The organism is Streptomyces sp. NPDC085596, assembly GCF_044541565.1.
Taxonomy (GTDB): Bacteria; Actinomycetota; Actinomycetes; order Streptomycetales; family Streptomycetaceae; genus Streptomyces.
In genome coordinates this window covers 265180-284405 of the sequence record NZ_JBITTC010000010.1, presented here as the reverse complement: position 1 = coordinate 284405, position 19226 = coordinate 265180, and the positions used below count along the sequence as shown (strand labels likewise).

General features: G+C 72.6%; 16 protein-coding genes. 2 read left to right on the top strand and 14 right to left on the bottom strand.

Features of this window, described 5'->3' with window-relative positions; all coding sequences use genetic code 11:
- Positions 1-137: 137 nt before the first annotated feature.
- From ACIGA3_RS26920 to ACIGA3_RS26885, 8 genes are all read right to left on the bottom strand, one after another.
- A complete protein-coding gene (locus ACIGA3_RS26920; RefSeq protein ID WP_399720494.1) occupies positions 138-1100 on the bottom strand; it encodes an ABC transporter substrate-binding protein in 963 nt (320 codons plus the stop codon).
- Between the two features lies 1 nt (position 1101).
- On the bottom strand, positions 1102-3048 hold the full coding sequence (locus ACIGA3_RS26915; protein WP_399720492.1) for an ABC transporter permease: 1947 nt from the start codon (positions 3046-3048) through the stop codon (positions 1102-1104).
- Complete coding sequence (locus ACIGA3_RS26910) at positions 3048-4190, bottom strand: glycine betaine/L-proline ABC transporter ATP-binding protein (protein WP_399720490.1); 1143 nt, start codon at positions 4188-4190, stop codon at positions 3048-3050. Before ACIGA3_RS26910 ends, ACIGA3_RS26915 begins: the two co-directional genes overlap by 1 nt.
- Positions 4187-5719: a GMC family oxidoreductase gene (locus ACIGA3_RS26905; RefSeq protein ID WP_399720488.1), complete on the bottom strand. Its 1533-nt coding sequence runs from the start codon at positions 5717-5719 to the stop codon at positions 4187-4189. The genes ACIGA3_RS26910 and ACIGA3_RS26905 overlap by 4 nt, the downstream gene beginning before the upstream one ends.
- A 58-nt stretch (positions 5720-5777) precedes the next feature.
- The gene (locus ACIGA3_RS26900; RefSeq protein WP_399720485.1) at positions 5778-7298 is read right to left on the bottom strand and encodes an aldehyde dehydrogenase family protein; all 1521 of its coding nucleotides are present in this window, start codon (positions 7296-7298) and stop codon (positions 5778-5780) included.
- Between the two features lie 222 nt (positions 7299-7520).
- A complete protein-coding gene (locus ACIGA3_RS26895) occupies positions 7521-8900 on the bottom strand; it encodes a hypothetical protein (RefSeq protein ID WP_399720483.1) in 1380 nt (459 codons plus the stop codon).
- A gap of 24 nt (positions 8901-8924) precedes the next feature.
- Complete coding sequence (locus ACIGA3_RS26890) at positions 8925-9272, bottom strand: hypothetical protein (protein WP_399720480.1); 348 nt, start codon at positions 9270-9272, stop codon at positions 8925-8927.
- Positions 9262-10983, bottom strand: coding sequence for a hypothetical protein (locus tag ACIGA3_RS26885; protein ID WP_399720478.1), 1722 nt, complete (start codon positions 10981-10983; stop codon positions 9262-9264). The genes ACIGA3_RS26890 and ACIGA3_RS26885 overlap by 11 nt, the downstream gene beginning before the upstream one ends.
- 237 nt (positions 10984-11220) lie before the next feature.
- Between ACIGA3_RS26885 and ACIGA3_RS26880 the strand changes: the two genes are divergently transcribed.
- Positions 11221-11907 carry a siderophore-interacting protein gene (locus ACIGA3_RS26880; RefSeq protein WP_399720475.1) on the top strand — a complete coding sequence of 229 codons (687 nt, stop codon included), beginning with the start codon at positions 11221-11223 and terminating at the stop codon, positions 11905-11907.
- Between the two features lie 65 nt (positions 11908-11972).
- Here ACIGA3_RS26880 and ACIGA3_RS26875 read toward each other — a convergent pair whose 3' ends face one another.
- From ACIGA3_RS26875 to ACIGA3_RS26860, 4 genes are all read right to left on the bottom strand, one after another.
- Positions 11973-12962, bottom strand: a complete 990-nt coding sequence (locus ACIGA3_RS26875; RefSeq protein ID WP_399720472.1) for a malate dehydrogenase — start codon at positions 12960-12962, stop codon at positions 11973-11975.
- 308 nt (positions 12963-13270) lie between these two features.
- Complete coding sequence (locus tag ACIGA3_RS26870) at positions 13271-14263, bottom strand: helix-turn-helix domain-containing protein (protein WP_399720470.1); 993 nt, start codon at positions 14261-14263, stop codon at positions 13271-13273.
- Between the two features lie 309 nt (positions 14264-14572).
- Positions 14573-15037, bottom strand: coding sequence for a DUF3017 domain-containing protein (locus tag ACIGA3_RS26865; protein ID WP_399720467.1), 465 nt, complete (start codon positions 15035-15037; stop codon positions 14573-14575).
- On the bottom strand, positions 15027-15881 hold the full coding sequence (locus ACIGA3_RS26860) for a bifunctional methylenetetrahydrofolate dehydrogenase/methenyltetrahydrofolate cyclohydrolase (RefSeq protein ID WP_399720465.1): 855 nt from the start codon (positions 15879-15881) through the stop codon (positions 15027-15029). Before ACIGA3_RS26860 ends, ACIGA3_RS26865 begins: the two co-directional genes overlap by 11 nt.
- Positions 15882-16142: 261 nt before the next feature.
- On the opposite strand from ACIGA3_RS26860, the gene ACIGA3_RS26855 reads away from it, so the two are divergent.
- Positions 16143-16739, top strand: a complete 597-nt coding sequence (locus ACIGA3_RS26855) for an RDD family protein (RefSeq protein WP_399720462.1) — start codon at positions 16143-16145, stop codon at positions 16737-16739.
- Positions 16740-16817: 78 nt separating this feature from the next.
- Here ACIGA3_RS26855 and purH read toward each other — a convergent pair whose 3' ends face one another.
- Together purH and purN are read right to left on the bottom strand one after the other, a co-directional pair.
- Complete coding sequence (gene purH, locus ACIGA3_RS26850) at positions 16818-18389, bottom strand: bifunctional phosphoribosylaminoimidazolecarboxamide formyltransferase/IMP cyclohydrolase (RefSeq protein ID WP_399720460.1); 1572 nt, start codon at positions 18387-18389, stop codon at positions 16818-16820.
- Positions 18386-19024 (bottom strand): phosphoribosylglycinamide formyltransferase, encoded by a 639-nt coding sequence (purN, locus tag ACIGA3_RS26845; protein WP_399720458.1) that lies wholly within the window; start codon positions 19022-19024, stop codon positions 18386-18388. The genes purH and purN overlap by 4 nt, the downstream gene beginning before the upstream one ends.
- Positions 19025-19226 lie beyond the last annotated feature (202 nt).

Here is a 19226-nt window from a genome sequence, read left to right as displayed (position 1 = left end):
GCCACCGCTAGCGGGTCACCACACCTTTGGGCCGGGGGGATAACCCCCGCGGCCCCCACCCCTACCCCGCCCCGGGGGGGGCCCGGGCGGCCCGCCCCCCCGGGGGCCCGCCCCCCCGTCCGCCCTCCGGCGTCAGATCACGGAAGCCAGCGCTTCCACTGCTCCGGGTGGGCCTCCACCCACTTCTTCGCGGCCTCCTCCGGGCTGAGCTTCTGATCGGCGATCATGAGGGAGACCTCGTTCTGGTCCTCCGTCGTCCACTGGAACTTCTTCAGGAACGCGGCCGCCTTGCCGCCGGACTTGGCGAAGTCGGCGTTGAGGAACTTGCGCAGCGGGGTCTTCGGATAGGCGCAGGTGATCTTCGCGGTGTCGGTGTCGCAGCCCTCCTTGTACGGCGGGAGCTTCACCTCCGTCATCGGGACCTTCTTGAAGAGCCACTGGGGGGTGTACCAGTAGCTCAGGAAGGGCTTCTTCTCCTTGGCGAACTGCTTGATCTGGGTGATCTGCGCGGCCTCGGAGCCGGCGAAGACGACCTGGTAGTTGAGCTTCAGGTTCTTCACCAGGGCCTTGTCATGGGTGACGTAGGCCGGGGAGCCGTCCATGAGCTGGCCCTTGCCGCCGGACTCGGCGGTGCGGAACTGGGAGGCGTACTTGTTGAGGTTCTTCCAGTTCGTGACGTCCGGGTGCTGCTTGGCGAAGTACGTCGGCACGAACCAGCCGATGTGCCCGGTGACGCCGAGACCGCCCGCGTAGGAGACGGTCTTCTTGTCGTGGACGTACCGCTTCTCCTGCTCGGGGTGGCTCCAGTCCTCCAGCAGGGCGTCCACGCGGCCCTGGCTGAGCGCGTCCCAGGCGGGGACCTCGTCGACCTGGACGGTGTCGACGCGGTAGCCCATCTTGTGTTCCAGCAGGTACTTGGCCACGGCCACGTTGGACTGCGCGCCCACCCAGGACTGCACGGACAGGGTGAGGGACTTGGCCCCGCCCGCGTTGGCGAAGGGACTGGCCTGCTTGGTCATGTCGGCGGCGCCGCAGCCGGTGAGCAGGGCGAGCGCGGACGCGGCCGCGACGCTCACCGAGAGGGTCGTACGGAATCGCATGTCACGCTCCCTTCTTCGTGCGGCGGCCGGTGGGCTGGGTCACCCGGTCGAGCATCAGGCCGAGGCAGACGATCGCGGCACCGGCCACCAGGCCGGTCGCCAGGTCGCCCTGGGCGAGGCCGAAGGCGACGTCGTAGCCGAGGGCGCCCGCGCCGACCAGGCCGCCGATGATGACGACGGCGAGGACCAGGACCACGCCCTGGTTGACGGCGAGCAGCAGCGAGCGCCGGGCCAGCGGGAGCTGGACCTGCCAGAGCTGCTGGCGGCCGGTGGCGCCCAGCGAACGGGCCGACTCCAGCGCGGCCGGGTCGACCTGGCGCAGGCCCTGCGCGGTGATCCGGACGACGGCCGGGAGGGCGTAGACCACGGCGGCGGCGACGGCGGGGGCGCGGCCGACGCCGAACAGGGCGACGACCGGGATCAGGTAGACGAACTGCGGCATGGTCTGGAACACGTCCAGCACCGGGCGCAGTATCCGCTCCACGCGGTCGCTGCGGGCGGCCGCGATGCCGGTGGCGATGCCGAGGACCAGGGTGACGGCGACGGCGGCCAGCACCTGGGAGAGGGTGTCGAGGGAGGAGTCCCACACGCCGAGCACGCCGATCGCGGCCATGGCGAGGGTGGCGGTCAGCGCGGTGCGCCAGGTGCCGATCAGCCAGGCGAGCGCGGCCACCAGCAGCAGCACCGACCACCAGGGCAGCGCGCGCAGGCCGTCGCGCAGCGGGTCCAGCATCCAGGTGGTGAAGTGCGCGGCCCAGTCGGCGGTGCCGCCGATGACGGGGACGCCGGAGTAGAGATGGGCGGTCATCCAGTTGACGGCGTGGTTGACCGGCTCCGCGATGTTCAGGGTCGCGCCCCCGGGCCACTCGGCGCGGCCGATCAGCCGGGCGGCGACCGCCGCGGCGACGGTGGCCGCGAGCGCGAGGAGCCACGTCCTGCCGCGGGATTCGCCGGCGTTGTCGGCGGCGCGGCCGGCGGCGCCGGTCACGCGGTCCAGGACGACGGCGAGCAGCACGATCGGGATGCCGGCCGCGAGGGCGGCGCCGACGTCGACGGAGGCGAGCGCCTGGTAGACGCGGTCACCGAGACCGCCGGCGCCGATGACGGAGGCGATGACGGCCATGGACAGCGCCATCATGATCGTCTGGTTGAGGCCGAGCAGGAGTTCCTTGCGGGCCAGCGGGATACGGGCGGTCAGCAGCCGCTGGCGCGAGGTGGCGCCGAGCGAGCGCACGGCCTCCAGCACCTCGGGGTCGGCGCCGCGCAGGCCGAGCGCGGTGAGACGCGCCATCGGCGGGGCGGCGTAGACCACGGTGGCGAGGACGGCGGCGGGGACGCCGATACCGAAGACCAGCACCACGGGCAGCAGGTAGGCGAAGGCCGGAAGCACCTGCATGGTGTCCAGCACCGGGCGCAGGGCGCGGTCCAGCCGGTCGGAGAGCCCGGCGGCGAGGCCGAGCAGGACGCCGACGGCGACGGAGGCGAGTACGGCGGCCACCATGAGCGCGAGCGTCTGCATGGTGGGCAGCCACATACCGAGCGCGCCGCAGGCGAGGAACGCCACGGCCGTACCGGCGGCCAGCCTGACCCCGGCCACCCGCCAGGCGACCAGGGCGCCGAGCGCGGTGACGCCGACCCAGCCCATGGCGAGCAGGGCCAGGTAGACACCGCGTACGCAGAGCACGACGGCGTTGCTGATGTGGCCGAAGAAGTACAGGAACAGCGGGTGGCTGTCCCGGTTGTTCATCACCCAGTCGCTGGCGTCGCCGAGCGGGCCGGTGAGGCTCACGGTCAGCGCGTGCGGCCAGTGTCCGCTGCCCCAGCGGCTGTCGAGCAGGGGGACGAGGATCACGGCGGCGACGGCGAGCGTGAGGAGCTTGGCCGCCGGGCGGGACCTGAGCAGGCCGGGCAGGGTGCGCCGGGCCGTGGGGGCGGTGATGGTAGCCATCAGACCGCCTTGGGCTCGGGGGCGGCGGACACGAGGGCGGGCTCGGCCTCCCGCTCGGCGGGGGCGGCCGTGCCGGTGCCCGCGACCACGTTCAGCAGCGCGTCGGAGTCGACGACGCCCATGCAGGTGCCGTCGTCCATCACCCGGGCCGGTTCGCCCGCGCGGGCGACGGCCTCGATGGCCTCGGCGACGGGGGCCTCGGGGCGGACGGCGGGGCCGCTGCCGGCCTCCTCCAGGGAGGCGGGGCGCATGGCGGTGCGGCAGGTGACGACCTGCTCGCGCGGCACGTCGCGGACGAACTCGCGGACGTAGTCGTCGGCCGGGGAGTTGACGATCTCCTCGGGGGTGCCGAGCTGGACCACGCGGCCGTCGCGCATCAGGGCGATGCGGTCGCCGAGCTTGAGGGCCTCGGTGAGGTCGTGGGTGATGAAGACCATGGTGCGGCCCTCTTCGCTGTGCAGGCGGGCGACCTCGTCCTGCATGTCGCGCCGGATCAGCGGGTCGAGCGCGCTGAACGGCTCGTCGAAGAGCAGCACCTCGGGGTCGACGGCGAGAGCGCGGGCGAGGCCGACACGCTGGCGCTGGCCGCCGGAGAGCTGACCCGGACGGCGCTTCTCGAAGCCTTCCAGGCCGACCTTGGCGACGACCTCGGCGGCCTTCTCGCGCCGCTCGGCGCGGCCCATGCCCTGGATCTCCAGGCCGTAGGCGACGTTGTCGAGGACGGTGCGGTGCGGCAGCAGGCCGAAGTGCTGGAAGACCATCGCGGCGCGGTGGCGGCGCAGTTCGCGCAGCCGGCCGCGGTCCATGGCGCGCACGTCCTCGCCGTCGATGGAGATAGTGCCGGCGGTGGGCTCGATCAGCCGGGTCAGGCAGCGCACCAGGGTGGACTTGCCGGAGCCGGACAGGCCCATGACGACGAAGACCTCGCCCTTGCGGACCTCGAAGGACACGTCCCGCACGGCGGCCGTGCAGCCGGTCTCGGCGCGCAGCTCGGCGGGGCTCAGCGCGGCCAGCTCGGGGTCGGCCGGGACGCGCTCGGGCTTGGGTCCGAACACCTTCCACAGGCCGTCGACGGCGAAGACCGGCGCGCCGGACTCTGCGGCGGAGGTGGGCGGCTTACGGGTGGGAACAGTGAGCGTCATCGCGCGTCACCACCGATCAGTTCGACGGCCTTCTCCCCGACCATGAGCACTCCGATCATCGGGTTCACCGCGGTCATCGTCGGGAAGACGGACGCGTCGGCTATGCGGATGCCGTTCAGACCCCGGATACGCAACTCGGGGTCCACCACGGCGAGTTCGTCATCGGCGGCGCCCATCTTGCAGGTGCCGGCCGGGTGGTACACGGTGTGCGCGACCTTGCGCGCGTACTCGCTCAGCTCCTCGTCGCCCTGGACCTCGGGGCCGGGGCAGACCTCGCGCTTGAGCCAGTGGGCCAGCGGCTCCGACTTCGCTACCTCGCGGGCGATACGGATGCCGTCGACCAGGGTCTTGGCGTCGTAGTCGTCCTCGTCGGTGAAGTACCGGAAGTCCAGCGCGGGCTTGACCTCGGGGTCGGCGCTGGTGAGGTAAAGGCGGCCGCGGCTCTTGGGCTTGGGGATGTTCGGGGTCATGGAGACGCCGAACTCGGGCCGCTCGTAGCCCAGTCGCTCCGGATTGTCCGTGAACGGGATCTGGTAGAAGTGGAACATCAGGTCCGGGCCCGCGTGTTCGGGGTCACGGCGGACGAACAGGCCCGCGTCGGAGTCCATCGCGGAGTTCTCCGGGATGGGTCCGTTGGTCTCCCAGACGATGACCGACTCCGGGTGGTCGAGCAGGTTCTCGCCGACGCCGGGCAGGTCGAGCACGACCGGGATGCCGAGGGCCTCCAGGTCGGCGCGCGGGCCGATGCCCGAGTGCATCAGCAGGCGCGGGGTGTCGACGGCGCCCGCGCAGAGCACCACCTCGTTGCGCGCCTTGACCAGCAGTTCCTGGCCGTCCTTGGTGCGCACGTGGACGCCTTCGGCGCGGGTGCCGTCCAGCTCCAGCTTGTACGCCCAGGTCTCCAGGAAGAGGTGGAGGTTCGGGCGCTCGTCCATCACCGGGTGGAGGTAGGCGACGGAGGCCGAGGAGCGCTTGTTGTTCTCGGGGTGGTAAGAGAGGTCGAAGAAGCCGACGCCCTCGGTGAACGGCTTCTTGTTGAAGCCCTCGACACGCGGCACACCGAGCGTGGACTGCGCGGCGTCCACGAAGTCCCGCGCGATGGCGTTGCGGTCCTTCTCGTCCACCGAGACGATGTTGTTCTTCAGCCGGGCGAAGTACGCCTCCATCGGGACGGCGCCCCAGCCCGTCGCCCCCGCCTGCTCCCACTCGTCCCAGTCGGACGGGAGCGGCTTGAAGGAGATCAGGGTGTTGTGCGAGGAGCAGCCGCCGAGGACGCGGGCCCGGCTGTGCCGGATGTGGGAGTTGCCGCGCGGCTGCTCGGTGGTCGGGTAGTCGTAGTCGAGGTCGCCGCCGAGCAGGCCCATCCAGCGGCGCAGCGTGAGCACGTCGTCGCGGTCGACGTCGCTCGGGCCGCCCTCGATGACGGCGACGGTGACGTCCGGGTTCTCGGTCAGGCGGGAGGCGATGACGGAGCCCGCCGTGCCGCCGCCGACGACGACGTAGTCGTACTCGTGGATGTGTTCGGGCATGGGGTGTCTGACTCCTGGGGGCAGGGAGGTCGTACGAGGAGGTCTCGGGGGGCCGGGATCAGCCCGCGAACCAGCGCACCGGGCTCGGGGCGAGGTTCTGGTACACGTGCTTGGTCTCGCGGTACTCGGCGAGGCCGGCGGGGCCCAGTTCGCGGCCGGTGCCGCTCTTGCCGAAGCCGCCCCACTCCGCCTGCGGCAGGTAGGGGTGGAAATCGTTGATCCACACGGTGCCGTGGCGCAGCCGGCCGGCGACGCGCCGGGCGCGGCCGGCGTCGGCGGTCCAGACGGCGCCCGCGAGGCCGTACTCGGTGTCGTTGGCGAGGGTGATCGCCTCGTCCTCGGTGCGGAAGGTCTCGACGGTGAGGACGGGTCCGAAGACCTCCTCCCGCACTACGCGCATCTCGCGGTGGCAGTGGTCGAGGACGGTCGGCTCGTAGAAGTAGCCGGACTCGGGGCGGTCGGCGGTGGGCTCGGGGCGCTTGCCGCCGCAGACCAGGCGCGCGCCCTCGGCGAGCGCGGAGGCGACGAAGTCCTCGGTCCTGGCGCGCTGCTGCTCGGAGACGAGGGGGCCGCACTCGACACCGGGTACGGTGCCCCGGCCGAGCCTGATCTTCCGGGCGCGCAGGGCGAGTTCGGCGACGAAGCGGTCCCGGACGGACTCCTCGACGATGAGCCGGCCGCCCGCCGAGCAGACCTGGCCGCTGTGGATGAACGCGGCGTTGAGGGCCTGGTCGACGGCGGTGTCGAAGCCCTCCTCGGTGGCGCAGGCGTCGGCGAAGACCACGTTGGGGTTCTTGCCGCCGAGTTCCAGGGCGACCTTCTTCACGCTCGGCGCGGCCGCCTGGGCCACCTTGACGCCGCTGACCAGGCCGCCGGTGAAGGAGACCAGGTCGACGTCGGGGTGGTCGGCGAGGCGGGCGCCCACCGTGTGGCCGGGGCCGGTGACCAGGCCCGCGACGCCCTCGGGGAGTCCGGCCTCCACCAGCAGCTCGATGAGCGCGATGGTGGTCATCGGGGTGATCTCGCTGGGCTTGATCACGAAGGTGTTGCCCGCGGCGAGCGCCGGGGCGATCTTCCAACTTGCCTGGAGCAGCGGATAGTTCCAGGGGGTGATCAGCGAGCAGACACCGACCGGCTCGTGCACGACGACGCTGTGGATGTCGGGCGAGCCGGCGTCGACCACCCGGCCGGGCGCCTCGGCGGCGACCAGGTCCGCGAAGTAGCGGAAGGCGTCGGCGACGCAGTCGATGTCGACGCGGCCCTCCTCGACGGTCTTGCCCGCGTCCCGGCTCTCCAGCAGGCCCAGCTCCTCGCGGTCGCGCACCAGGAGGTCGGCGACGCGGCGCAGCAGGGCGGCGCGCTCGGCGACCGGGGTGTGCGGCCAGGGGCCCTCGTCGAACGCGCGGCGCGCGGCGGCCACCGCACGGTCGACGTCCTTGGCGTCACCCTCCGCGACCACGGCGAAGGGGCGGCCGTCCGCGGGGTCGAGGATCTCGCGGGTCGCGCCGGAGTCTGCTTCCAGCCACTCGCCTCCCGCGTGAATGGTGGCCGTAGCCGGTCGTTCCGTTCTGTCCGCCATGATCGGTTTTGCCTTCCGTTCCTGTTCAGCCGCCCTGCGTGACAGAGCTGCCACGTCCGGGCGGATGACCGCATGCCCTCGGCCGGCGAACCGCATGCGCATTCAGTGGCCGAAAGTGTGCTGCGTCACGGAAATTACGGGAGAAAGGCGGAGGAATCGGACGCGTGAGGGTGGCATAGATCACGACGGCGGTACGCACAGGAGCGAACCGGGTCGATTCGATCAGTCCAGCGCCGCGTTCCCGTCCGGGTCGCAGTTCATGCCGGGCGGGCAGAACCAGGCGAGCGCGGTGGTGAGGAGTTCCAGCTCGTCGTCCCGGCCGTCGGCGTCGGCGCCGTACGCGGCGAGGGCGTAGATCTTGCCGTCCGCCGCGACGAACCGCTCGTCATAGACGTGCCAGGTGCCCACCTCGGGCTCGTCCCGGATGGTGTCGGCCACGTACTCCAGGCGGGAGCCGGTGAAGTCGCCCTCGTCGAGGTTGGTCAGCGCCAGCTTCTCGAAGCCGCGCGGCTTCGCCGTCCCGGCCGACAGATACAGCTCGAAGGAGGCGTCCGGGGACCCCTCCGACACCTCGTACACCTGGAGCCTGCGCTCCCGGTCGGGGCTGCGGAAGTTGACCACGGACATGCCGTACTGGGAGGGCACCTCGGCGCGCGTCCATCCCTCGGGCACCGCGACCCGGAAGCCCTCAGTGTCGTCGCGCACCTCGTATCCGGCGGGGGGTGCGCTGGGCGCGGGGGTGGGTGTGGGTGTGGTGGTGGCGGGGCTCTGACTGCCGGACACCCGGGCGGAGGGGGTGTGCCGGGCGGCGGGACGCTGGTCGTCGCCCTCGTCCTGGCCGACGACCAGCGTCAGCACAAGGCTCACCGCGACCCCGGCCGCCGCCGCACCGACGATCACCGACCAGAGAACCCGGCGACTGGGGCCCTTGGCGGGCGGCACCGGGGCCGGGTCGGCGGGGGGCCAGGGGGCGGTGGCCGGGAGCGCCGAGGTCGAGCCGGCGGGGGGCCAGGAGGCGGTCGGGGGCTCGGCGGGGGGCGCGGGCGGCCAGGCGGAGGTCTGCGGATCGGCATGGTGCGCGGGCGGCCAGGCGGCGGGCGGCGGGTCCACGGGCGCGGAGGGCTCGGCCGGCGGCCAGGGGGCGTGAGGGGGCGTCCGCCGGCCTGCGGGCGGCCAGGAGGATGCCGCCGGGTCGGCCGATGCCGAGGGGGCAGCCGGGGGCAGGGCGGAAGCCGGCGGGTCGGCAGGGGCCGAGGAGTCGGCGGAGGCCGGCGGGTCGACGGAGGCCGAGGGAGCAGTCGGGGGCAGGGCGGAAGTCGGCGGGTCGGCAGGGGCCGAGGAGTCGGCAGAGGCCGGCGGGTCGACGCAGGCCGAGGGGTCGGCCGGGGGCCGGGAGGCGTCAGGGGGTGTGCGTCGGTCTGCGGGTGGCCAGGTGGGGGCTGGGGCGTCGGCGGCCTCCGAGGGCTCGGCCGGGGGCCAGGCGGGAGCCGTGGGCGGGTGGGCCGGGCGGGACGGGGGTGGTGGGGTCGCCCCGGCCCGGGTGGCGGTGCCGTCCTCCCAGCGTTGGGTGTCCTCGTTCCAGTACCGCTCTCCCCCGCTCATCGCGGCCCCCTTCTGGTCTTCCGGTCACATTCCGAGCAGGCCGGCCACGGCGCCCGCCGAGGCGAGCACGCTCAGCAGGGCCTGCGAGTCGTCCAGCAGCTGCCGCAGGCGTTCCCGGCGGGTGGGGCCCGCCTGGCCGGTGCGGGTGATCTCGGTCTCGGTCTCGGCGAGCGCCGCGTCCAGCGCGGCCGTCTGCTCGGTGCCCCGCACCCTCTCCAGGTCGGCACGCAACTCCCGTACCGCACGCAGGAGTTCCTGGTCACCCGAGTCGCCCGAGCCATGGTGGTGACTCTCGGCGTGGGCATGGCTGCCGATGGCGAAGGTGCTCCCTGACACATCGCCGAGGCGTATGTTCGGCTCGTCACCGGCCATTTCCGGCTCCCTTCTGCGGCGCGGGCGCGCTCATGGAGGTGGCGGTGGCGTGGCTGCCGACCGCGAAGGTGCTGCCCTCGACGCGGCCGATGTGCACGTCACCGTTGCGGATGTTGACGATCTTCCGGACGAACTCGCCGGTCTGGTAACCGGATTCGGCGAGCGCGGACCGCACGCCGTCGGCCACCCGGTCCTGCACGCCGCGCAGATAGCGGGCCACGTCCATCTCCTGGAACAGCGAGCCGACGGGCGTGGAGCCCAGTTCGCGCACCGAGAGGGCGGGGCCGTCGGGGAGGGCACCCGCGTAGCCGCCGGTCAGCAGCCGCCAGCCGTGCACCAGGCCCCGGCCCAGCTGGGCGAGCGCCCGGCCCGCCGAGCCCGGTACCAGGACGAGGGCGGTGACGGCCTTGCCGAGGGAGTTGTTGTGGCGGAACCGGTGGGCCATCCGGTCGGCGTCCTTGAAGTCCTCGCGCACCGGAGTCAGCACATGCGGGGCGATCTCCAGCATCAGCATGCCGCCCTGGGTGTGGACGCGGACGTAGACCGTGACGACCAGCTCCTCGTCCCAGCCGCCGACCCGGACGCGCAGGAAGTGCCGCCGCTTCTCGGCCCCCTCCTCCACGGCCCGCGCCCGGTGCTCCTCGAACGCCTCGGGGGTGTACGGCGCCTGGTCGCGGGTGAGGAGCCCCTCCGCCGGGAGGAACACGCACTCGTCGATCTCCAGCCGGCGCAGCCGGTCCCGGACGCCGGGGCCCGCGTACTCGGCCGGGACGCGCAGCTGCTCCAGGCGGGGGCGGATCTTCTCCAGGATCGCCCGGTTGCTCAGCGGCTGCCGCTCCTTCGTCAGCTCGTCCGGCTTGAGTTCCACGGCGAGCACCCAGGTGTCGTACGCGTCTCCGGCACCGCAGAAGGGGCGGGCCTCGTGGTACATGACCAGCGGGGCGTGCTGCTCCAGCCGGATGCGCTGCCTGAGCCGCTGGAAGCGGGGGCTCGGCGCCCGCTCGGCGGGGTCGGCGGTGGCGTCCGGGAAGCGCTGCGGGGACAGCTCGGCGGCGAGGGCCCGGCTGAACTGGGTGCGCTGGGCGTGTACGCACAGCGCGATCAGCGCCAGCACGACGAGCGCGAACCACGCCTGCCAGGTCTCCACGGTGGGGGTGAGCGAGTCGGAGAAGTCCTCGGGGCTGCCGTACCCGTAGGGGTCGTAGGACGGCTCGTCGGCCGCACCCCCGCCGAACGCGGCGAAGACGGTGAGGACGAACAGCGCGGCGAACCACGCGCGCCCCCACCACCGCGCCAGGAAGGCGAAGGCCACGCGGTACAGCGGCGGCCGCGCGGCCCGCCCGCGCAGCCACGGGGCGAGCGCGAGCCAGATGCTGGGCCACAGGTACAGCGCGAGCAGCCCGCCGCTGAGCGGCATGCCCACCAGCCACAGCGCGGCGATCGCGCCCGCCCAGACCAGCTCCTGGCGCCGCGCCCGCAGCGCGTGGGCGAGCACCCTGGCCGCGTCGAAACCGAGCGAAGGCGCCACGATCCGCTGTTCGTTGAGGTGGAGTTCCTCGATGACGCGGTCCCGGTAGCCGGAGTCCAGATAGACGCCCGCGCACAGCAGCCGGGTCGCCTCACTCGCGTGGGGCGGGGTGGGCGGCGGACCGGCCGGCGCCCTCTCGGCCATGGCCCGCTCCGTCTGCGGCGGCACGTGAGCACTGCTCATGCCATCCCCCGATGCATGGAAGTCCCTCGTCCACCAGTGGGCGGACGAGCGCTGAGCATAGAGGGGTGATGGTCGGTCAGGAAACCCGAATCCGCGCTACGCCGGTTTCACCGGGGCGGCCGGAACCGTACCCGCCCCGTGCGCTCCCCCGCCCCGGAGCGCGTAGCATCGCCCTCCCCCCACCGATGATCAACTCCGGTCCGGTAGACCCGAGTTGTCCACTTCTAGGAGCCGTGCATGCCCGCGCTGCTGAACCCTGTCCTCGATCTGCTGATGCTCCGGGGCACCGTGACCGCCGTGGAACGGTTCACCGCGCGGATGCGGCGCCTGCGGATCGAGGGCGACGCGCTGGCCGGGCTCGACGTGCTGCCCGGACAACAGGTCCGGGTGCTGGTGGGCTCCGCGCTCACCCGGCGCACCTACTCGGTGTGGCGCTACGAGTCGTCCGGTGCCGTCGAGTTGTGCGTGCTGGACCACGCCGGGGACGGGCCCGGCGCCCGCTGGGCGCGCGAGGCCACGGTCGGCGACGAGGTGCGGATGGGCAAGCCGGAGGGCTCGTTCACGCTGCGCCCGGACGCCGCGCACCATGTGTTCGTCGGGGACGAGACGGCGTCCGTCGCCTTCGGCGCGATGCTCGCCGCGCTGCCCGCCGGGGCACGGGTCTCGGGCTGCGTGGAGACCGGCACGGCGGCCGACCGGCTCCCGCTGGCCCAGGCGGGACGGCTCGACTGGGTGCTGCGCGGTGAGGTCCCGCTGCCCGAGGCGGTGGGCCGGCTGGCGCCCGCGCCGGGCGGGGTGGCGTACGTCGCCGGTGAGGCGCGCACCGTGCAGGCGGTACGGCATGTGCTGCGGGACGCGGGCTGGGACCGGCGCTCGGTGCTGACCAAGCCGTTCTGGGCGCCGGGCAAGCGCGGCCTGGAGTAGGCGGGACACGGGAACGGGCCCCGTCCGGAAGACCGGAGGGGGCCCGTCACTCGTGCTTATGGGGCTCAGAGGAGGCCGAGACCGCGGACCGCGTCGCGCTCCTCCGCCAGCTCCTGCACGGAGGCGTCGATGCGGGCGCGGGAGAACTCGTTGATGTCCAGGCCCTGGACGATCTCGTACTTGCCGTCCTTGGTGGTGACCGGGAAGGACGAGATCAGGCCCTCCGGGACGCCGTAGGAGCCGTCCGACGGGATGCCCATCGAGGTCCAGTCGCCCTCGTCGGTGCCGTTGACCCAGGTGTACACGTGGTCGATGGCGGCGTTGGCGGCGGAGGCGGCCGAGGAGGCGCCGCGCGCCTCGATGATCGCGGCACCGCGCTTGGCGACGGTCGGGATGAAGTCGTCGGCCAGCCACTGCTCGTCGTTCACGACCTCGGCGGCGTTCTTGCCCGCGACCGTGGCGTGGAAGATGTCCGGGTACTGGGTCGCGGAGTGGTTGCCCCAGATCGTCAGGCGCTTGATCTCGGAGACCGGGGTGCCCGTCTTCTTCGCCAGCTGGGTCAGCGCGCGGTTGTGGTCGAGGCGGGTCATCGCGGTGAAGCGCTCGGCCGGTACGTCCGGGGCGGCGGCCTGCGCGATGAGCGCGTTGGTGTTGGCCGGGTTGCCGACGACGAGGACCTTGATGTCGTCCGCGGCGTTGTCGTTGATGGCCTTGCCCTGCGGCTTGAAGATGCCGCCGTTGGCCTCCAGCAGGTCACCGCGCTCCATGCCCTTGGTGCGGGGGCGGGCGCCGACGAGGAGGGCGACGTTGGTGCCGTCGAAGGCGACGTTCGGGTCGTCGGTGATCGTGATGCCGCTCAGCAGCGGGAACGCGCAGTCGTCCAGCTCCATGGCCGTGCCCTCGGCCGCCTTGAGCGCGGGGGTGATCTCGAGGAGGCGGAGGTTGACCGGCACGTCCGCGCCGAGCAGCTGGCCGGAGGCGATGCGGAAGAGCAGGGCGTAACCGATCTGGCCGGCCGCGCCGGTGACGGTGACGTTCACGGGAGTGCGGGTCATGGCGTTCTCCGTATGACAGCTGGCGGTGGGGCGTCGCTGCCCCGGGCGGATGATCGATCTCTTGGCATCAAGAGAGATCAGCGGTCAGGCTATCGCGCATCCGGCATGCCGGACGTCCGGGGCCCTGTGGCCCGCCCCACAGCGCGACTTCGCGGGCCCGCCGCCACACACGGCGGCGGCCGCCCGTCCGGGAGAGGAGGACGAAGGCGGCCGCCGGTGGGGGTACCGGCTCGCCGGACTCCCGTGGGGGGTACTTGTCCGCGTGCCCCGGTTCCGGCGTCCCATGCGTCCGTCGCCGGAAAACTCGCTCACTTCGTGCAGCCGGTCCGCCCGGCCGCCAGGGTCACACACGCCTCGGCCTCGCCCGCGCCGCCGACGGCGACCATCGGCGTGTACGCGAAGGTGTCCCCGGCGGCGGTGTCACCCCGCTCGGCCGTCCTGCCCGCCGTGATGCGCACCTGGTCGCCCAGGGCGGCGCCGGTGATCCGGCCCCAGGCCGCGCCGCAGGTCCTGCTGTAGCGGACCTCCAGCGTGGCGGCGCCGACGGTGGCGGTCTTGGCGGTGGTCACCAGGTCGCCGCTGCATCCCATGGCCTCGGCGTCCTTGCCCGCGCAGCCGGAGCCCACACACTTCACGCCGGGCGGGAGATCGGCGGCGCCGGTGGCGGACGGCGAGGGGGACTTGGCCGCGTCCGGCTTCTCACCCCCGTCACCCCGGCCGGTGAGCAGGAAGACACCACCGATGACGACGAGTACGGCCACGGCGCCCGCGAGGAAGAGCAGCAGCCGGCGCCTGCCCTCATGAGGCTCGCCGGCCACCGTGCGCGAAGGCCCGGCGTTCCGGGCGTCCCCCTCCCCCGCCCTCGGCTGGGGCGGGATCACCGGCGGAGCACCGGCCGCCCCCGTCCCCGCGCGTGCGGTCCGGACGCCGCCCGCCGCTTCCGCCTCGGCCCGTGCCCCGCCGAAGTCGCCCAGCTCGGCGCGGGCCTGGGTGATCCGGATCTGCTCCATGGTGCGGTCGTGCCGCATCTCCGCGCGGCTCCAGGCGCGTTCGGCCAGCTCCCACATGGTGGTGAGGTGGACCGGACTGGTCCCGGTGACCTCGGCGAGCGCGACGATCGCCCCCTTGGGCGCGAGCAGCCGCCCGTTCAGATACCGCTCCCAGGACGTCTTGCTGTACCCGGTGCGGTCGGCCAGCGCGGCGACGCTCAGACCACCCTGGTCCACGAGCCGCCGCAACTGGCCGGTGAACTCCCCGATCTGCGGATCAAGATCGTCCGGCAGCGCTTTCCAACGAGCCATGGTTCCCCCCTCGTTCCTCCCCCGGCAGGCACCGCGACGCCTCCCCGCGTCACGCCACCGCCCCCGCTCCACGGTAGCCCGCGGGAGGCCGAGGGAGGGGCGCCTTCGTAACGTATCCGGCGAACTGCCCCTGTTCCGGCGTCGATTGCCCGGCTGTGGCAGGGCGCGGACACGGTGGCGGAACGGTCACCTCCGTGCCACAGCGCACGGACAGGCGTTGCCCGGCACGCACGACGGCCGCCAGGGTGAAGTCCCGGTGGCTCGCCCCTGATCGGGGGTGGGGGCGAGCCACCGGCCTTGCCTCAAGGGCTAGTTGGCCACCGTGAAGTGCAGGGTGTCCTTCAGGAACGGGAGCTGCAGCAGGGGATCGGGCTGCGCCATCAGGGCCAGCAGGACGATCACGAGGCCCAGCACCCCGTAGGTGACGATGTCCGTGAACCGGGAGCGGACGGCCAGCATGCCGACGCCGGGGAGCGTCCAGCGCAGGGCGCCGCCCGCCAGCAGGGCGGCGCCCATCAGCAGCAGGCCGACGCGGGTCAGGTCGAAGGCGATCAGCAGCAGGCCGAGGCCGGCCGTGGAGAGCACGACGAGCATGGGCCACTGCCGCGCGGGCGCCGGGGCGTCACCGGCCGCGGCCCGGCCGCCGCCCTCGGGGCGCGCGGTGTCCTTGGTGAACAGCGGGAAGCGGCGGGTGATGCGCCTCGTACGCCCCTGCGCGTCGGGCGCGCTGATCGCGTCCCGCACCTGCGGCTCCCCGGAATCCTCAGCCGGCACGGCGCTCCGCCGCCTCCACGACGTTGACCAGCAGCTGGGCGCGGGTCATGGGGCCCACGCCACCGGGGTTCGGGGAGATCCACCCGGCGACCTCGGCGACGTCCGGGTGGACATCGCCGACGATCTTGCCCTCGGCGTTGCGGGAGACGCCGACGTCCAGCACGGCCGCGCCCGGCTTGATGTCCTCGGCGCGGATCAGGTGCGGGGCACCGGCGGCCGAGATGACGATGTCGGCCCGCTTGAGGTGGAAGGCGAGGTCACGGGTGCCGGTGTGGCACTGGGTGACGGTGGCGTTCTCGCTGCGCCGGGTGAGCAGCAGCGGCATCGAGCGCCCGATGGTCACACCGCGGCCGACGACCACGACCTCGGCACCCTTGGTCTCCACGCCGTACTGGCGCAGCAGGGTGAGCACGCCGTTGGGGGTGCAGGGCAGCGGGGCGGGCTCGTTGAGGACCAGGCGGCCGAGGTTCATCGGGTGGAGGCCGTCGGCGTCCTTCTCCGGGTCCATCAGCTCGAGGATGCGGTTCTCGTCGATGCCCTTGGGCAGCGGGAGCTGGACGATGTAGCCGGTGCAGTCGGGGTCCTCGTTCAGCTCGCGGACGACCGCCTCGATCTCCTCCTGCGTGGCCGTCGCGGGCAGCTCGCGCTGGATGGAGGAGATGCCGACCTGGGCGCAGTCGCGGTGCTTGCCCGCGACGTACTTCTGGCTGCCGGGGTCCTCACCGACCAGGACGGTGCCGAGGCCGGGCGTGATTCCCTTCTCCTTCAGCGCCGCCACGCGGGCGGTCAGATCGGACTTGATCGCGGCTGCGGTGGCCTTGCCATCGAGAATCTGGGCGGTCATGCACCCATCCTCGCGGATGACCGGCCCCCGGTTCCAATCCGGTCCGCGTGGGCTGCGCCACCGTCGCGTCCCAGATGTCCGCCGATGATCGTTGATGTTGCACTTGCACAACACATCGGGAATGCGGCTGGACAAGGAGTTGTGGCTCCACAACGATGAACGGCGCATACATCGCGGTCCGGTGGGGGGCAAACCGCTCAGATCTTGACGTTCCTCCGTGCGTTCCGTGTCGTCCCCGCAGTTCAACGGAGGAAACCAGCCATGAGTTTCGGCTCGCCCCAAAACCCTTACGGTCAGCCGCAGGACCCCCAGCAGGGGTACGGGCAGCCGCAGCAGCCCGGCTACCCGCAGGCGCCGCAGGGCGTGCCGCAGCAGCCGGGTTACGGCTACCCGCAGGCGCCCCCGGTCCCGCAGCAGGCGGGCTACGGCTACCCCGGCTACCCGCAGCAGGCCGGCTACGGCACGCAGCCCCCGTACGCGAACTGGGGCCAGCGGTTCCTGGCCAAGCTGGTCGACATGCTGATCTACGCGGTGCCGTACGGCCTGCTGGTCGCTGGTGCCAAGAACGCGCCGGTGCTGTCGATCATCGGTTTCCTCGCGCTGCTCGGCCTGTTCATCTGGCAGATCATCAGGGAGGGCAGCACGGGCCAGACCATCGGCAAGAAGGTGGTCGGCATCCGCACCCTCAAGGAGGACACGGGCCAGACGATCGGCGGCGGCATGGCGTTCGTGCGCCAGCTGGCGCACTTCCTCGACAGCCTGCCCTGCTACCTCGGCTACCTGTGGCCGGCCTGGGACTCCAAGCGCCAGACCTTCTCCGACAAGGTCTGCGGCACGATCGTCATCCGCAGCAAGTAGGCACCGTACGACAGGCGGCCGCCCGCTCCCCTTCCGCGAGGGGAGCGGGCGGCCGCCTTTTTCACGCCCGGGTGCAGCTCAGTGGAAGAAGTGCCGCGTGCCCGTGAAGTACATGGTCACGCCCGCCTCCTTCGCGGCCTCCACGACCTGCTCGTCCCGGATCGAGCCGCCCGGCTGCACGATGGCGCGCACCCCGGCGTCGATCAGGATCTGCGGTCCGTCCGGGAACGGGAAGAAGGCGTCGGAGGCCGCGAAAGCGCCCTGGGCCCGCTCCTCGCCCGCCCGCTCGACAGCCAGCTTGCAGGAGTCGACGCGGTTGACCTGGCCCATGCCGACGCCGACCGAGGCGCCGTCCTTGGCGAGCAGGATCGCGTTGGACTTCACCGCCCGGCACGCCTTCCAGGCGAAGGCCAGCTCGGCCAGCTCCGCCGGGGAGAGCGCGTCACCGCTGGCCAGCGTCCAGTTGGCCGGGTCGTCCCCGTCCGCCTGGAGCCGGTCGGCCTCCTGGACCAGCACCCCGCCGTCGATCGGCTTGATCTCGACGGTGGCGGCGGGCCCGTGCGGGGCCTTGAGCACCCGGATGTTCTTCTTCCGGGCGAGGGCCTCCAGCGCGCCCTCCTCGTAGTCCGGCGCCACGATGACCTCGGTGAAGATCTCCGCGACCTGCTCGGCCATTTCCTTGCTGACCGGCCGGTTCACCGCGATGACCCCGCCGAACGCGGACAGCGGGTCGCAGGCGTGCGCCTTGCGGTGCGCCTCGGCCACGTCCGCGCCGACCGCGATGCCGCACGGGTTGGCGTGCTTGATGATCGCCACGCAGGGCTCGTCGTGGTCGTACGCGGCACGGCGGGCGGCGTCCGTGTCCGTGTAGTTGTTGTACGACATCTCCTTGCCGTGCAGCTGCTCCGCCTGCGCGAGGCCCTGCGCGCCCGGCTCGACGTACAGCGCGGCCGGCTGGTGCGGGTTCTCGCCGTAGCGCAGGGTGTGCGCGCGGTCCCAGGTGTCCCCGAGGAAGTCGGGGAAGGGGGAGTCGTCGACCGGGGCGTACTCGGTGGCGAACCAGTCGGCGACGGCCACGTCGTACGCGGCGGTGTGCCGGAACGCCTCGGCGGCGAGCCGCTTGCGGGTGGCGAGGTCGAAGCCGCCGTCCTTGACGGCGCCGAGGACGTCGGCGTACCGCTCGGGGCTGGTGACCACGGCGACCGAGGGGTGGTTCTTGGCGGCGGCGCGGACCATGGACGGGCCGCCGATGTCGATCTGCTCCACGCACTCGTCGGGCGAGGCGCCGGAGGCGACGGTCTCCCGGAACGGGTACAGGTTGACCACGACCAGGTCGAACGGCGTGACGCCCAGCTCGTCGAGCTGCTCGCGGTGGCTGTCCAGGCGCAGGTCGGCGAGGATGCCCGCGTGCACCTTGGGGTGCAGGGTCTTGACCCGGCCGTCCAGGCACTCGGGGAAGCCGGTCAGCTCCTCGACCGCTGTGACGGGGACGCCCGCTGCGGCGATACGGCCTGCGGTGGACCCGGTGGAGACGAGCTCCACCCCGGCCTCGTGCAGCCCGCGCGCGAGGTCTTCCAGGCCGGTCTTGTCGTAGACGCTGACGAGCGCCCGGCGAATGGGCCGCTTGGTGCTCTCGGCGGTGGCGGTCACGGGATAACTACCTTTCGTCCCTCAATGCGATGGCCGTTACGGGCGAGCCGCCCCACGACCTCGACGAGCAGCCTTCGCTCGACGTCCTTGATGCGCTCGTGCAGCGCGCTCTCGTCGTCCTCGTCCCGGATCTCCACCACGCCCTGCGCGATGACCGGCCCGGTGTCGACGCCGTCGTCGACGAAGTGGACGGTGCAGCCGGTGACCTTGGCGCCGTACGCGAGCGCGTCCCGTACGCCGTGGGCCCCCGGAAAGCTCGGCAGCAGGGCCGGGTGGGTGTTGACGAACCGCCCGCCGAACCTCGCCAGGAACTCCTTGCCGACGATTCGCATGAACCCGGCCGAGATCACGAGGTCCGGGTCGTGGGCGGCGACCGCCCCGGCGAGGGCCGCGTCCCACTCCTCGCGGCTCGCGTGGTCCCTCACCCGGCACACGAAGGTGGGCAGCCCGGCGCGCTCGGCGCGGGCCAGCCCCTCGATGCCGTCGCGGTCGGACCCCACGGCGACGATCCGCGCGCCGTACGCCTCGGCTCCGACGCGCTCGATCTCGTCCAGCAGGGCCTGGAGATTGGTGCCGGAACCGGAGACCAGCACGACGAGTCGCCGGACCGCTGGACCGGCGGGGTTGGCGGCCACGATGGGGCCCTTTCTCGGGACGGCGATGTGTCCGGCCGGCGTTTGTAGGGTTCTACGAATGCTTCGCGTCCCGCCATACGGGGAAGTCTACGAAGCGGCCGGCCGCCAGCAACGATACCGGCACTCCGGACGGCCCCCACGGGACGGGGGCGTGGCCGGAAGGTAGCGTTCTGGACGAGCCGGCTCGGGAACGCGGTCGTCG

Bases quoted from the DNA above. Each gene is read 5' to 3' on its own strand.
- ACIGA3_RS26920 (WP_399720494.1), bottom strand. From the start codon at position 1,100: ATGCGATTCCGTACGACCCTCTCGGTGAGCGTCGCGGCCGCGTCCGCG.
- ACIGA3_RS26915 (WP_399720492.1), bottom strand. From the start codon at position 3,048: ATGGCTACCATCACCGCCCCCACGGCCCGGCGCACCCTGCCCGGCCTG.
- ACIGA3_RS26910 (WP_399720490.1), bottom strand. From the start codon at position 4,190: ATGACGCTCACTGTTCCCACCCGTAAGCCGCCCACCTCCGCCGCAGAG.
- ACIGA3_RS26905 (WP_399720488.1), bottom strand. From the start codon at position 5,719: ATGCCCGAACACATCCACGAGTACGACTACGTCGTCGTCGGCGGCGGC.
- ACIGA3_RS26900 (WP_399720485.1), bottom strand. From the start codon at position 7,298: ATGGCGGACAGAACGGAACGACCGGCTACGGCCACCATTCACGCGGGA.
- ACIGA3_RS26895 (WP_399720483.1), bottom strand. From the start codon at position 8,900: ATGAGCGGGGGAGAGCGGTACTGGAACGAGGACACCCAACGCTGGGAG.
- ACIGA3_RS26890 (WP_399720480.1), bottom strand. From the start codon at position 9,272: ATGGCCGGTGACGAGCCGAACATACGCCTCGGCGATGTGTCAGGGAGC.
- ACIGA3_RS26885 (WP_399720478.1), bottom strand. From the start codon at position 10,983: ATGAGCAGTGCTCACGTGCCGCCGCAGACGGAGCGGGCCATGGCCGAG.
- ACIGA3_RS26880 (WP_399720475.1), top strand. From the start codon at position 11,221: ATGCCCGCGCTGCTGAACCCTGTCCTCGATCTGCTGATGCTCCGGGGC.
- ACIGA3_RS26875 (WP_399720472.1), bottom strand. From the start codon at position 12,962: ATGACCCGCACTCCCGTGAACGTCACCGTCACCGGCGCGGCCGGCCAG.
- ACIGA3_RS26870 (WP_399720470.1), bottom strand. From the start codon at position 14,263: ATGGCTCGTTGGAAAGCGCTGCCGGACGATCTTGATCCGCAGATCGGG.
- ACIGA3_RS26860 (WP_399720465.1), bottom strand. From the start codon at position 15,881: ATGACCGCCCAGATTCTCGATGGCAAGGCCACCGCAGCCGCGATCAAG.
- ACIGA3_RS26855 (WP_399720462.1), top strand. From the start codon at position 16,143: ATGAGTTTCGGCTCGCCCCAAAACCCTTACGGTCAGCCGCAGGACCCC.